Genomic DNA, 13,878 nt, shown 5'->3' on the forward strand with positions numbered 1-13,878 from the left:
AGCTCCAGATTGATGCCGTCCGAGCCGAAGCCCGCGAGATACGGGGTCGGAGCCGGATCGGTGAGCACGCGCTCCACCCCTTCGGCCGCGCGGGCGAGCAGCGCCATTGCCTGATCGAGGTCCGTGTCGTACGCCACCTGCACGGTCGCCTTCGCGTAGCCGCGCGTGAGGTAGGACGACTGGTTCTGCACCACGTCGGTGATGAGCTTCTCGTTCGGAATCAGCGTCTCCACGCCGTCGAGCCCGCGCACGACCGTGTAGCGCGTGCGGATCTGCGTGACTTTGCCCGCGAGGCCAGCCACGTTGATCGTGTCCCCAAGGCGCAGCGAGCGGTCGATCAGGATGATGAAGCCGGAGACATAGTTGCTCGCGATCTTCTGCAGCCCGAAGCCGAGCCCCACCCCCAGCGCGCCGCCAAACACGCCGAGCACCGTGATGTCGATGCCGACGATCGAGAGGCTGAACAGCACCGCCGCGAACACGAGCAGCGCGCGGCCCACGCGCGCGAGCACGACGCGCAGGTTGGCGTCGAGGGTGGTCGCGCGCATGAGACGCTCTTCGAGCACCGCGCCGGCCCAGATCGCCACGACCATGGTCACGCACACCCACAGCGCGCCGCTGGAAAGCGAGAGCAGGCTCACGTGCGTCGTGCCGATGCGAAAGCGCACGCTCCCCATCCAGTCGAGCACGTCGTCCTGAATGCCGAGCACCGTCAGCAGCATGGCGACCCAGACGATCAGTGAAACCACCTTCTCGACGATAGAGAGCCAGGCGTGCGTCTCGCCGTTGCGCCCGAACACGCGCCGAGCAAAGAAGAACGCGATATAGATGAGCCCGATGCCGAGGAGCGGCACGAGCGCGAGATTGAGCAGCGACGTGTGGATGAAGTTGCGCGCGATCTCGCGCGCGGCCCAGACGCACAGCGCGCCGATCAGAGGAAAAAACGCCTTGCTGAGGCTTTCCGCGCCGAAGCGCAGGCTTTCGTAGCGGGTCTGCCGGCGCGCTTCGAGCGCGCGGCGCAGGAGCCGCGAAAGGAGCCACGCGAGCGCCAGCGCGAACAGCAGCACGCCAGCCTGCCACAGCATGACCGGCTGGCCGAAGTCGCGGGTCACGCCGCCCAGCGTTTGAGAAAACAAACGGTTTTCGAACATGGCCGATTGTGAGTCGATGAGTCGAGTGTGATTCGATTGCGAACGATGCAAATGCTTCAAATGCAGCGCGGGGCCGCCTGGCTCACGCCCGACGGCCCCGCGCTGTTCAGGCCTCCGACGCCGCGACGCTTACTGCTGCGTTCGCGTCGAGTCCGGTTCGGTCGCCTCGGGCTGCTGCGCCCGCGCGATAGCGTCGGCCGCCTCCTGCGCGGCCGAAGCTTCCTCTGGCGTGGTCTGCGCACCCGCCGCCTTCGTCTTCGGCTTCGCCTCGCCGCGGCGCTCCAGCACGGCGGCGAAGAAGCCGTCGGTGGCGTGACGGTGCGGCCACAGCGAGAGGTACTCGCCCGTGTCGAGGCCCACGCGCTGCTCGGCGAGCGCGTCGCGCGCACTCACCAGCACGAACTCGGGGTGCGCTTCGAGGAACTGCTTCACGACCGCCTCGTTCTCCGCTTCGAGAATGCTGCAGGTCGCATAGACGAGACGGCCGCCGCGCTTGAGCAGCCGCGCCGCGCTCGTAAGAATCGACAGTTGCTTGGGCGCGAGCTCGGCCACCGACTCCGGCGTCTGGCGCCACTTGAGGTCGGGGTTGCGGCGCAAGGTGCCGAGGCCGGAGCACGGCGCGTCCACGAGCACGCGGTCGATCTTGCCGATCAGGCGCTTGATCTTGGCGTCATGCTCGCTGTCGATCAGCACCGGGTTGACGTTGGAAAGGCCGCTGCGCGCAAGGCGCGGCTTGAGCTTGGCAAGACGCTTCTCGGACACGTCGAACGCGTAGAGGCGGCCGGACGAGCGCATCATCGCGCCGAGCGCCAGCGTCTTGCCGCCTGCGCCTGCGCAGAAGTCCACCACCATCTCTCCACGGCGCGGCGCGAGCAGCGTGCACAGCAACTGGCTGCCTTCGTCCTGCACCTCGAACCAACCTTCCTTGAACACGTCGAGCTTCGCCAGCGCGGGCTTGCCCGTCACCCGCACGCCGAACGGCGCGAACGGCGTTTCGCCCGCTTCGATGCCCGCTTCAGACAGCGCGCGCACCACTTCGTCGCGATTCGCCTTGACCGGATTTGCACGTAAATCCAACGGCGCCGGATAGTTAAGCGCGGCGGCGAGCTGCGCGATCTCGGCGGTCTCGAAGCGCGTTTCGAGCGCCTTCACGATCCACTCGGGCAGGTTGAGCTGCACGCGCTGCGGCAGGCTCGCCGGGTCGATCTTCGATACATGCTCGAGCCAGCTCGCCTCGGCGTCGGACACGAACGGACGGATCGCCGAGCGGCCCGCCGTCGCCATCAGGCCGAGCAGCGTGAGGCGGCGCGTCGGGCTGCCCGTGCCGCTCTCGGCGAGATGCGCGAACTCCATGCGCCGGCGCAGCACGGCGAACACGGCCTCGGCGATCACGCCGCGCTCCGTGTGGCCGAGCTTCGGGTGCTCGCGGAAGAAGCGGCTCGTCACCGCGTCGGCGGGACCCGTGAACTTGAGGACGTCGGCGAGCAACGTCTCCGTTTGTCCGATTAGAAAACCATGTAGTCTCATGCGCCCTCCCCGGCGGCTTGCGAGTCGTCAAAGAAGAGCCACTGCGGCTCGGCCGGCGTGAGCGTCACGCGTTCGCCCTCGAGCGCGAGGCGCCCTTCGACGAACCAGCGCACCGCGCGCGGGTACATCACATGTTCGGTCTTGAGCACGCGCGCGGCGAGCGCCGCGGCGTCGTCGCCCGCGCGCACGGGCACCACCGACTGCGCGACGATGGGGCCATGATCGAGCGTGGGCGTGACGAAGTGCACCGTCGCGCCATGCACGCGGCAGCCCGCGTCGAGCGCCTGCTGGTGCGTCTTGAGCCCCGGAAAGCTCGGCAGCAGCGAAGGATGGATATTTAGCATCCGACCCGAATAATGGCCAACGAACGATTCGGTCAGCACGCGCATGAAGCCCGCCAGCAAGACGAGGTCCGGCGCGTGGCCGTCGATGACTTGAGCAAGCGCCGTATCGAAGCTGGTGCGATCGGGAAACTGGCGATGATCGACGACCGCTGTCGCGATGCCATGCGAGGCCGCGAAGGCAAGGCCTGCGGCGTCGGGGCGGTTGGCAATCACGGCGGCGATGCGCGCGCCCCAAGCTTCGTTCGCGCAGGCGCGCACGATGGCTTCCATGTTGCTGCCCCGTCCCGAAATCAGAATGACGAGATTTTTCATCCGCGGATTTTATCATCGGGCACCGGGCCCGACGCTCGCGCGGCGGCGATTGCCGTCTCGTGCGTTTATAATCTTCTGTTTCGTCGCGGTCCACGGCCGTTTTGTGGCCACCGCGATGGTCAAATCAACCGGTCTTACCCTGCGCGCCCGGGCGCGTGCTTTTCGAGGTTCCTCCAGGTTCCGCTATTGTGAGAGTCTTCCGCGGTCTTCCCAACGCCGAAAGCCGGGCGCCCTGTGCGCTCACCATCGGCAACTTCGACGGTGTCCACCGCGGACATCAGGCGTTGCTCGCGCGCGTGCGCGCGGCGGCCGACGCGCGCGGCCTGCCCGTGTGCGTGATGACCTTCGAGCCGCATCCGCGCGAGTTCTTCAACCCGGCTGGCGCACCGCCGCGCATCGCGATGCTGCGCGACAAGCTCGAAGCCCTGCGCGAGAACGGCGTGGACCGCGTCGTGGTCGAGCACTTCAACCACACTTTCGCGAGCCAGTCGCCCGAGACTTTCGTCGAGCGCATCATCGTGGGCGGCCTGCACGCGCGCTGGATGATGATCGGCGACGACTTCCGCTACGGCGCGAAGCGCGCGGGCGATTTCGCCTCGCTGCAGGCGGCCGGCCAGCAGCACGGCTTCGAAGTCGAGCAAATGGCGACCGTGGCCGACCCATCGGGCACGCGCATTTCCAGCTCCGCTGTGCGCGCGCAGCTGCACGCGGGCGACCTCGACGCCGCGCGCGCCGCGCTCGGCCGCGGCTATCAGATTAGCGCGCACGTCACGCACGGACTGAAGCTCGGCCGCGACCTCGGCTTTCCCACGCTGAACCTGCGGATCGGCCACAAGCGGCCGGCGCTCGCGGGCATCTTCGTCGTGCAGGTGCATGGCATTGCCGAGCACCCGCTGCCGGGCGTAGCGAGCCTCGGCCTGCGCCCGACCGTCGACGATTCGGGCCGCGTGCTGCTCGAAGTGCATCTGCTCGACTGGCACGGCGACGCCTACGGCAAGCTCGTGCGCGTCGAATTCCTCAAGAAGCTGCGTGACGAGGAGAAGTTCGCCGACCTCGAAACGCTCACCGCCGCGATTGCACGCGACGTGGCGAACAGCCGCGCCTGGTTCGCCGCCGCGGGCGCCGATGTGGCCGGCAGCCGCTCCACGGGCTTCGCCACCTCGGCCACCGACCGAATTAGGTGACCCGCGGCCCGCGTGCGCAGGCGTGAAGCCCGCGCCGCGCGGGCTGCTGCGCCCCAAGGCGCCGCGCACGGCACACGCCGCACGTGAGCGCTCGAGGCGGCGGCGGCGCGCCATCGGCCGCAACGCTGACGCCATGCATCCCCCGAATTCCACGTGATCTCACCATGAGCGACAAGAAAGCACCCTCCGGCAAGCCGCAAAAGTCCGAATCGAAGTACCCCGTCAACCTGCTCGACACCCCGTTCCCGATGCGTGGCGACCTGCCCAAACGCGAGCCGCAATGGGTCAAGGAATGGGAAGAGAAGAAGGTCTACGAGAAGATCCGCGCGGCCTCGAAGGGCCGCAAGAAGTTCATCCTGCACGACGGCCCGCCGTATGCGAACGGCGACATCCACCTCGGCCACGCGGTGAACAAGATCCTGAAGGACATGATCGTCAAGGCGCGCAACCTCGCGGGCTTCGACGCGGTCTACGTGCCGGGCTGGGACTGCCACGGCATGCCGATCGAAATCCAGATCGAAAAGCAGTTCGGCAAATCGCTGCCCGCCCAGGAAGTGATGCAGAAGGCGCGCGAGTACGCGGCCGGCCAGATCGAGACGCAGAAGACCGGCTTCAAGCGCCTCGGCGTGCTCGGCGACTGGGACAACCCGTACAAGACCATGAACTTCGTGAACGAGGCGAACGAAATTCGCGCACTCGCGAAGATCATGGAGAAGGGTTATGTGTTCCGGGGCCTGAAGCCCGTGAACTGGTGCTTCGACTGCGGCTCGGCGCTCGCCGAGGCTGAAGTCGAGTACAAGGACAAGACCGATCCGACCATCGACGTGCTGTTCCCGTTCGCGCAGCCGGCTGAAACGGCAGCCGCGTTCGGCCTGACCGCGCTGCCGCGCGAGGAAGGCGGCATCGTGATCTGGACCACCACGCCCTGGACGATCCCGTCAAACCAGGCGCTCAACGTGCATCCGGAGATCACATACGCGCTCGTCGACACGCAGCGCGGCCTGCTGATCCTCGCCGAAGAGCGCGTCGAAGCGTGCATGAAGGAATTCGGGCTCGACGGCAAGGTCGTCGCGACGACCAAGGGCGAGAAGCTGAACCTGCTGCGCTTCAACCACCCGCTCGCCTCGGCGCACCCGGGCTACAAGCGCACCTCGCCCGTCTACCTCGGCGACTACGTCACGACCGACACCGGCACGGGCATCGTGCACTCGGCGCCCGCCTACGGCGTGGAAGACTTCGTGTCGTGCAAGGCCCACGACATGGCGGACTCCGACATCCTGAACCCGGTGATGGGCGACGGCCGCTATATCGAATCGCTGCCGCTCTTCGGCGGCCTCACGATCTGGAGCGCGAACCCGAAGATCGTCGACGCGCTCGACGCCGCCGGCACGCTGCTGCGCAGCGAGAAGTACCTGCACAGCTACATGCATTGCTGGCGCCACAAGACGCCGATCATCTACCGCGCGACCTCGCAGTGGTTCGCGGGCATGGACGTTCAGCCTGCGGACGGCGGCAAGACCCTGCGCGAAACCGCGCTCGAAGGCATCGAGGCGACGGCGTTCTATCCGTCGTGGGGCAAGCAGCGCCTTTATTCGATGATCGCCAACCGCCCCGACTGGACGCTCTCGCGCCAGCGCCAATGGGGCGTGCCGATGGCGTTCTTCGTGCACAAGGAAACGGGCGAGCTGCATCCGCGCACGCTGGAACTGCTCGAACAGGTTGCGCAGCGCGTCGAGAAGGAAGGCATCGAGGCATGGCAGACGCTCGATGCGCGCGAGCTGATCGGCGACGACGCCAACCTGTACGAGAAGAACCGCGACACGCTCGACGTGTGGTTCGACTCGGGCACGACGCACTGGCACGTGCTGCGCGGCTCGCACAAGGATGAACTCCAGTTCCCCGCCGACCTGTATCTGGAAGGCTCGGACCAGCACCGCGGCTGGTTCCACTCTTCGCTGCTGACGGCTTCGATGCTCGACGGCCGCCCGCCCTACGACGCGCTGCTCACTCACGGCTTCACCGTCGACGGCGAAGGCCGCAAGATGTCGAAGTCGCTCGGCAATGGCGTCGATCCGCATGAGGTGGCGAACCGTCTGGGCGCGGAAATCATCCGTCTGTGGATTGCCTCGACCGACTACTCGGGCGAGCTCGCCATCTCGGAAGAGATCCTCAAGCGCGTGACGGAGAGCTATCGCCGCATCCGCAACACGCTGCGCTTCCTGCTCTCGAACCTCTCGGACTTCGACGTCGGCAAGCACGCGCTGCCCGCGAGCGAATGGCTCGAAATGGACCGCTACGCCGTGGCACTCACGCACACGCTGCAAAACGACGTGCTCGCGCACTACGACCGCTACGAGTTCCACCCGGTCGTGGCGAAGCTGCAGACGTTCTGCTCGGAGGACCTGGGCGGCTTCTATCTGGACGTGCTGAAAGACCGCCTCTATACGAGCGCGCCGGACTCGAAGGCCCGCCGCGCCGCGCAGACCGCCCTGCACCACATCACGCACAGCCTGCTGCGCATCCTCGCGCCGTTCCTCTCGTTCACGGCCGAAGAAGCGTGGAAGGTGTTCCAGCCGCAAAGCGAGACGATCTTCACCGAGACGTTCCATGCGTTCCCGGACATCGCTCAGGCCGAGGCATTGATCGCCAAATGGACGCTCCTGCGCGACGTGCGCGGCAACGTGACGAAGGCGCTCGAAGAGGCGCGCGTGGCGAACCAGATCGGCTCGTCGCTGCAGGCCGAAGTGCGCATTCTCGCGAGCGGCGCGCGTTACGACGCGCTGGCCACCCTCGGCGACGACCTGAAGTTCGTGCTCATCACCTCGGCGGCGGAAGTCGTCAAGGTCGAGAGCGAAGCCGAAGAAGGCGTCGAAGTGGTCACCTCGAAGTACCTCAAGTGCGAGCGCTGCTGGCACTACCGCGAGGACGTGGGCCAGAATGCGGAGCATCCGGGCCTGTGCGGCCGCTGTGTCGTGAATCTGTTCGGTGACGGCGAGAAACGGAGCGCGGCATAATGGCGAAGACCCTGCCGAAGCAGTCCCGCTCCGGCGGCACGGGCGGCACGCTCGCGCCGTGGCTGGGGGTAGCGGTGATCGTGATCCTCGCCGACCAGCTCACGAAAATCGCCATCGCCAAGATCTTCAGCTATGGCGAAGGCCGTGCGATCACGCCGTTCTTCAATCTCGTGCTCGTCTACAACAAGGGCGCGGCGTTCAGCTTTCTCGCCGCGGCGGGCGGCTGGCAGCGCTGGGCGTTCACGGCGCTCGGCGTGGTCGCGGCGCTCGTGATCTGCTATCTGCTCAAGCGCCACAGCGGGCAGCGCCTTTTCTGCACGGCGCTCGCGCTGATCATGGGCGGTGCGCTCGGCAATGTGCTCGACCGCCTGATGTACGGCCACGTGATCGACTTTCTCGACTTCCACGCGGGCGGGTGGCACTGGCCGGCGTTCAACCTCGCCGACAGCGCGATCACCGTCGGCGCGGTGCTGCTGGTGTTCGACGAATTGCGGCGCGTGCGCCGCACGCACTAAAGGCTCAGGCGTCGTCGCGCAACGACGTTGCAAGGGATGGGACCCGGTGCGTTGCATGGGCCCGGAGGCATTGCCAAAGCACTGACTCCGGCCGACGGCTAAAGCGCCAGGCCCCATCGACAGGAGAACTTGACTTGAACACCTCCGCTGCGAATCCAGGCGAGCTTGGCGGCCGCCACCTGGTGCTCGGCATGACGGGCGGCATTGCCTGCTACAAGATCGCCGAACTCACGCGCCTGCTGACGAAAGCCGGCGCGACCGTACAGGTCGTGATGACCGAGGCGGCCACGCAGTTCATCACGCCGGTCACGATGCAGGCGCTCTCGGGCCGCCCCGTCTATTCGAGCCAGTGGGACGGCCGTGTGCCCAACAACATGGCGCACATCGACCTCTCGCGCGAAGCGGACGCCATCATCATCGCGCCCGCCTCCACCGACTTCCTCGCCAAGCTCGCCAACGGTTTCGCCGACGACCTGCTCTCCACGCTGTGCGTGGCGCGCGACTGTCCGCTGCTGGTCGTACCGGCAATGAACCGGCAGATGTGGAACAACCCGGCCACACAGCGCAACGTCGCGCAGATCCGCGCGGACGGCATCGATACGCTCGGCCCCGATTCCGGCCCGCAAGCGTGCGGCGAGATCGGCGACGGTCGCATGCTGGAGCCCGAGGCCGTGTATGAGGCGATCGTCTCGTTCTTCGCGCCGAAGGTGCTCGCGGGCCGCAAGCTGCTGATCACCGCCGGCCCGACGTTCGAGCCACTCGATCCGGTGCGCGGCATCACCAACCGCTCGAGCGGCAAGATGGGCTTCGCGCTTGCGCGCGCCGCGCAGCAGGCCGGCGCCGAGGTGCACCTGGTCGCCGGGCCGGTCGCGCTGGAAACGCCTTGGGGCGTGTATCGCGAGGACGTGCAGACCGCGCAGCAGATGTACGACGCGGTGATGCGCGCCGCGCCGGACGCCGATGTGTTCATCGGCGTGGCGGCGGTCGCCGACTGGCGTGTCGATCATGTCGCCGAGCACAAGATCAAGAAGACGGCCGAGCACCGCATGCCCGTGTTCAATTTCGTCGAGAACCCGGACATCCTCGCCTCGGTGGCGGCCATGCCGAATGCGCCGTACTGCGTGGGCTTCGCGGCCGAAAGCGGCAACCTCGATGTGCACGGCGAGGAAAAACGCGCTCGCAAGAACGTGCCGCTGCTGATCGGCAATCTCGGACCGCTCACCTTCGGCCAGGACGACAACGAAGTCGTGCTGTTCGAGGCGGGCCGCCGCACGCCGCTGCCGCGCGCGGCCAAGCAGGCACTCGCGCAGACGCTCGTCGCGGAGATCGCGCGGCGTCTGCCGGACCAGAGCATCATCTCGTGACGCGTGCGCCGGCGTGCGGCGCCCGCGAACGTAGTCAAGGAGCAGTACTGCCATGACACTGCTTTCCGTACTGGACCAGTCGCCCGTGATCACCGGGCACACCGCGGCGGACGCCATCGCCGCCACCATCGAGCTCGCGCAGCTCGCCGACGACCTGGGCTACACGCGCTACTGGTGCGCCGAGCATCACGGCCTGCTGGGCGTCTGCAACCCCTGCCCCGAAGTCATGCTCGCGCGGCTCGGCAGCGTGACGAAACGCATCCGCATCGGCTCGGGCGGCATCATGCTGCCCTACTACAGCCCGTTCAAGGTCGCCGAACAGTTCATGATGCTCGAAGCGCTTTTTCCGGGGCGCGTCGACCTTGGCGTCGGACGCGCGCCCGGTGGCGACATGCGCACTGCGCAAGCCGTGGCCGCGGGCATGTACAACCGCGGCGACCAGTTCACGCAGCAGGTGCAGGATCTCGTCGGACTGATGGACGGCACGCTCCCCGCCGACCACCTTGCGCACGACGTCGTGCTGCAGCCACAGATCGACACACGCCCGCAGCTCTGGGTGCTCGGCTCGAGCGACTTCGGCGGCATGCTCGCTGCGCAGCTCGGGCTGCGCTTCTCGTTTGCGCATTTCATCAATGCGCATTTCGGGCATCTCGTTGCCACCGCGTATCGTGACCGCTTCAAGGCGGCCCATGAAGCGAAGCCGTATCTCGCGTGCGCCGTGTTCGCGATTTGTGCCGACACCGAAGCCGCAGCCGCGGACCTCGAAAAAGCCGTCGACCTGCGCCGTGTGCAGATGGCCTACGGCCTGAACGCGCCGATCCCAAGCCTCGAACAGGGGCTCGCGCAGGAGTATGGCGAGCGCGAACAGATCGTGATCGATCGCGAGAAGCCGCGCAGTATCATCGGCACTCCTGAGAGTGTCACGGAGCGCCTTCTCGCGCTGAAGGACCGCTTTCGCGCCGACGAGCTCATCGTGCTGACCGTCGCAGGCAGCTACAAGGCGCGCCTGCGCTCCTATGAGCTTCTCGCTGAGGCGTTTCAACTGCCTCGCGCGTGATCCACCAATGCGCCCACCAGTTCACCCGATAATCCGCCCCACAACGCAATCTTCATGAAAATCGACATCAAGATCCTGAACGAGCGCATGCGCGACCAGCTGCCCCACTACGCAACGCCGGGCAGCGCCGGCCTCGACCTGCGCGCGTGCCTCGACGCACCGCTTACGCTCGAACCGGGAGAAACGAAACTCGTGCCGACGGGCCTCGCTATCCACGTGGCCGATCCCGGTTACGCGGCGCTAATCCTGCCGCGCTCGGGACTTGGCCACAAGCACGGCATCGTGCTCGGCAACCTCGTCGGCCTGATCGACTCCGACTACCAGGGCGAGCTGATGATCTCGACCTGGAACCGCGGCCATACGACATTCGTGCTCAATCCGCTGGAGCGCCTCGCGCAGCTCGTGATCGTCCCGGTCGTACAGGCGCAGTTCAACATAGTCGACGACTTCGAGGCGAGCGAGCGCGGCGCGGGCGGCTTCGGCAGCACGGGCAAGCATTGACCTGCGCAGCGCGCTCCCGCCGGAAACAGGAAAAGCACGCCAAGGCGTGCTTTTCTGCTTTTGGACGGAGGCTTCAGTTGGTTGTGCCGCGCCGAGGCGCCGGCGATACGACAGCCCATAGCGCACTACGGGCGCCTCGAGAAACGCTGGCGTGTGGGCAGGGCACGGCGCAACATCTGTCTGGAGCTCGCCTGTCGATTCGAAGCCCTCGCATCGAACGCCAAACAAAAACGGCGCAATCCTTTCGGACTGCGCCGCCTTGCAGCGACAGGATGCGCGGTATCGCGCCGCCGCTTATTCCACTTCCACCGCTTCCGGGTTGCGCGGCGCAGGCTGCTCGTCGAACGTGAGCTGGACCTTGTCCTCCGCGTCGACGTCCACGGTCACGCGGCCGCCGTTCAAGAGCTTGCCGAACAGCAGTTCGTCGGCGAGCGCGCGGCGGATCGTGTCCTGGATCAGGCGTTGCATTGGCCGCGCGCCCATGAGCGGGTCGAAGCCGTGCTTCGCGAGATGCTTGCGCAGGGCGTCGGTGAAGACCGCATCGACCTTCTTCTCGTGCAATTGATCTTCCAGTTGCATGAGGAACTTGTCGACCACACGCATGATGATTTCCTCATCGAGCGAGCGGAAGCTGATCGTCGCATCGAGCCGGTTGCGGAACTCGGGCGTGAACAGGCGCTTGATATCGGCCATTTCGTCGCCCTGCTCGCGCCGGGTCGTAAAGCCGATCGTCGACTTGTTCATGGCCTCGGCACCCGCGTTCGTCGTCATGATGATGATGACGTTGCGGAAGTCCGCCTTGCGGCCGTTGTTGTCGGTCAGCGTGCCGTGGTCCATCACCTGCAGCAGCACGTTGAAGATGTCCGGATGCGCCTTCTCGATTTCGTCGAGCAGCAGCACGCAATGCGGCTTCTTCGTGACGGCTTCGGTGAGCAGACCGCCCTGGTCGAACCCGACATAGCCCGGCGGCGCGCCGATCAGGCGGCTCACCGCATGGCGCTCCATATACTCCGACATGTCGAAGCGGATCAGCTCGATGCCGAGCGTGAACGCAAGCTGGCGCGCCACTTCGGTCTTGCCGACGCCGGTCGGGCCGGAGAACAGGAACGAGCCGATCGGCTTGTCTGTCTTGCCGAGGCCCGCGCGCGCCATCTTGATCGAGGCCGAGAGCGCGTCGATGGCCGGGTCCTGGCCGAACACCACGGCCTTGAGGTCACGGTCGAGCGTCTGCAGCTTGCTGCGATCGTCCTGCGAAACGCTTTGCGCCGGCACGCGTGCGATCTTCGAGATGATCTCTTCGATCTCGCTCTTGCCGATGGTCTTCTTCTGCTTCGACTTCGGCAGGATGCGCTGCGCCGCGCCGGCTTCGTCGATCACGTCGATCGCCTTGTCGGGCAAATGACGATCCGTGATGAAGCGTGCCGACAGCTCAGCCGCCGCATTCAGCGCGCCCGACGAATACTTCACGCCGTGATGCTCTTCGAAGCGCGACTTCAAACCGCGCAGGATCGCAACCGTCTGCTCGACGGTCGGCTCGACCACGTCGACCTTCTGGAAGCGCCGCGACAGCGCCGCGTCCTTTTCGAAGATGCCGCGGTATTCCGTGAACGTCGTCGCGCCAATGCACTTGAGCGTGCCCGACGAAAGCGCGGGCTTGAGCAGGTTCGACGCGTCGAGCGTACCGCCCGATGCCGCGCCTGCGCCGATCAGCGTGTGAATCTCGTCGATGAACAGAATGGCGTGCGGACGCTCCTTGAGCTCCTTGAGCACCGTCTTCAGACGTTGCTCGAAGTCGCCGCGATATTTCGTGCCCGCGAGCAGCGCGCCCATGTCGAGCGAGTACACCTGGGCATCCGCGAGGATATCCGGCACCTCGCCGCGCGTGATGCGCCATGCGAGGCCTTCCGCGATCGCGGTCTTGCCTACGCCGGCCTCGCCCACGAGCAGCGGATTGTTCTTGCGACGGCGGCACAACACCTGCACCACGCGCTCGACTTCCAGTTCGCGGCCAATGAGCGGATCGATCCGGCCGTCCTTCGCCATCTGGTTCAGGTTCTGCGTGAACTGGGCGAGCGGCGTTTCTTTCTGGCCGGCGGCGTCCTCGGCTTCGGCGTTCGCGTCGCTGGCCTTGGCGGCTTCGCCATTGCCCGTCTTCGCAATGCCGTGCGAAATGAAGTTCACGACATCCAGACGCGTGACGCCCTGCTGCTGCAGGTAGTACACCGCGTGCGAATCCTTCTCGCCGAAGATGGCGACCAGCACGTTCGCGCCCGTCACCTCCTTCTTGCCGTTCGAGGTCGACTGTACGTGCATGATCGCGCGCTGGATCACTCGCTGGAACCCGAGCGTTGGCTGCGTATCGACGTCATCCGTGCCGGGAACCGTCGGGGTGTTGTCGTGAATGAAGTTGCGCAGGTTCTGGCGCAGGTCTTCGATATTGGCGGCACACGCGCGCAACACTTCCGCCGCCGTTGGATTGTCCAACAGCGCCAGGAGCAGATGCTCGACCGTGATGAACTCGTGCCGCGCCTGACGTGCTTCCATGAACGCCATGTGCAGGCTGACTTCCAGTTCCTGGGCAATCATGCTTCCTCCATCACACACTGCAGCGGATGCCCGGCCTGCCGTGCGTGGGTAACGACTTGCTCGACCTTGGTCGACGCGATATCCCGCGTATAGACCCCACAAACTCCCCTGCCCTCGCGATGGACCTTCAGCATGATCTGCGTCGCGGTCTCGCGGTCTTTATTGAAATACTCCTGCACGATCATCACGACGAATTCCATCGGCGTGTAGTCGTCATTCATTAGCACGACCTTGTACATGGAGGGCGGTTTGACCTTTTGCTCCTGCCGCTCCAGTACGGTTGAATCCTGCTTGTCCGGGATAATCGCCATACACCCATTCTA

At 66.0% G+C, this 13,878-nt stretch carries 11 protein-coding genes; 6 read left to right on the top strand and 5 right to left on the bottom strand.

All coding sequences use genetic code 11. From position 1 onward, the window contains the following. From VMJ11_RS18885 to purN, 3 genes are all read right to left on the bottom strand, one after another. On the bottom strand, positions 1 to 1,151 hold a 1,151-nt coding region (locus VMJ11_RS18885), incomplete at its 3' end, for a mechanosensitive ion channel family protein (RefSeq protein ID WP_325620912.1). A gap of 129 nt (positions 1,152 to 1,280) precedes the next feature. Next, positions 1,281 to 2,678, bottom strand: a complete 1,398-nt coding sequence (locus VMJ11_RS18890) for an RsmB/NOP family class I SAM-dependent RNA methyltransferase (RefSeq protein ID WP_325620913.1) — start codon at positions 2,676 to 2,678, stop codon at positions 1,281 to 1,283. Then, positions 2,675 to 3,334: a phosphoribosylglycinamide formyltransferase gene (gene purN / locus VMJ11_RS18895; RefSeq protein ID WP_325620914.1), complete on the bottom strand. Its 660-nt coding sequence runs from the start codon at positions 3,332 to 3,334 to the stop codon at positions 2,675 to 2,677. Before purN ends, VMJ11_RS18890 begins: the two co-directional genes overlap by 4 nt. 188 nt (positions 3,335 to 3,522) lie before the next feature. On the opposite strand from purN, the gene VMJ11_RS18900 reads away from it, so the two are divergent. The 6 genes from VMJ11_RS18900 to dut all read left to right on the top strand — a co-directional run bounded on the left by VMJ11_RS18900 (position 3,523) and on the right by dut (position 10,969). Beyond that, on the top strand, positions 3,523 to 4,518 hold the full coding sequence (locus VMJ11_RS18900) for a bifunctional riboflavin kinase/FAD synthetase (RefSeq protein WP_325620915.1): 996 nt from the start codon (positions 3,523 to 3,525) through the stop codon (positions 4,516 to 4,518). A 164-nt stretch (positions 4,519 to 4,682) separates the two neighbouring features. Then, positions 4,683 to 7,532, top strand: coding sequence for an isoleucine--tRNA ligase (ileS, locus tag VMJ11_RS18905; protein WP_325620916.1), 2,850 nt, complete (start codon positions 4,683 to 4,685; stop codon positions 7,530 to 7,532). Further along, positions 7,532 to 8,047, top strand: a complete 516-nt coding sequence (gene lspA, locus VMJ11_RS18910; protein ID WP_325620917.1) for a signal peptidase II — start codon at positions 7,532 to 7,534, stop codon at positions 8,045 to 8,047. The genes ileS and lspA overlap by 1 nt, the downstream gene beginning before the upstream one ends. 134 nt (positions 8,048 to 8,181) lie before the next feature. Then, positions 8,182 to 9,411, top strand: coding sequence for a bifunctional phosphopantothenoylcysteine decarboxylase/phosphopantothenate--cysteine ligase CoaBC (coaBC, locus tag VMJ11_RS18915; RefSeq protein ID WP_325620918.1), 1,230 nt, complete (start codon positions 8,182 to 8,184; stop codon positions 9,409 to 9,411). Between the two features lie 52 nt (positions 9,412 to 9,463). Then, a complete protein-coding gene (locus tag VMJ11_RS18920; protein WP_325620919.1) occupies positions 9,464 to 10,468 on the top strand; it encodes an LLM class flavin-dependent oxidoreductase in 1,005 nt (334 codons plus the stop codon). 54 nt (positions 10,469 to 10,522) lie between these two features. Next, positions 10,523 to 10,969, top strand: a complete 447-nt coding sequence (gene dut / locus VMJ11_RS18925) for a dUTP diphosphatase (RefSeq protein WP_325620920.1) — start codon at positions 10,523 to 10,525, stop codon at positions 10,967 to 10,969. A 294-nt stretch (positions 10,970 to 11,263) separates the two neighbouring features. Here dut and clpA read toward each other — a convergent pair whose 3' ends face one another. Both clpA and clpS read right to left on the bottom strand, forming a co-directional pair. Continuing rightward, complete coding sequence (gene clpA, locus VMJ11_RS18930) at positions 11,264 to 13,555, bottom strand: ATP-dependent Clp protease ATP-binding subunit ClpA (protein WP_325620921.1); 2,292 nt, start codon at positions 13,553 to 13,555, stop codon at positions 11,264 to 11,266. After that, positions 13,552 to 13,866 (bottom strand): ATP-dependent Clp protease adapter ClpS, encoded by a 315-nt coding sequence (gene clpS, locus VMJ11_RS18935; protein WP_091996196.1) that lies wholly within the window; start codon positions 13,864 to 13,866, stop codon positions 13,552 to 13,554. Before clpS ends, clpA begins: the two co-directional genes overlap by 4 nt. Positions 13,867 to 13,878: the final 12 nt, after the last annotated feature.

Source organism: Paraburkholderia sp. (genome assembly GCF_035501035.1).
In the GTDB taxonomy this organism is placed as follows: domain Bacteria; phylum Pseudomonadota; class Gammaproteobacteria; order Burkholderiales; family Burkholderiaceae; genus Paraburkholderia.

Coding starts and splice junctions, on each gene's coding strand:
- clpS (WP_091996196.1), bottom strand. CDS start 13,866: ATGGCGATTATCCCGGACAAGCAGGATTCAACCGTACTGGAGCGGCAG.
- VMJ11_RS18890 (WP_325620913.1), bottom strand. CDS start 2,678: ATGAGACTACATGGTTTTCTAATCGGACAAACGGAGACGTTGCTCGCC.
- VMJ11_RS18920 (WP_325620919.1), top strand. CDS start 9,464: ATGACACTGCTTTCCGTACTGGACCAGTCGCCCGTGATCACCGGGCAC.
- clpA (WP_325620921.1), bottom strand. CDS start 13,555: ATGATTGCCCAGGAACTGGAAGTCAGCCTGCACATGGCGTTCATGGAA.
- ileS (WP_325620916.1), top strand. CDS start 4,683: ATGAGCGACAAGAAAGCACCCTCCGGCAAGCCGCAAAAGTCCGAATCG.
- lspA (WP_325620917.1), top strand. CDS start 7,532: ATGGCGAAGACCCTGCCGAAGCAGTCCCGCTCCGGCGGCACGGGCGGC.
- purN (WP_325620914.1), bottom strand. CDS start 3,334: ATGAAAAATCTCGTCATTCTGATTTCGGGACGGGGCAGCAACATGGAA.
- dut (WP_325620920.1), top strand. CDS start 10,523: ATGAAAATCGACATCAAGATCCTGAACGAGCGCATGCGCGACCAGCTG.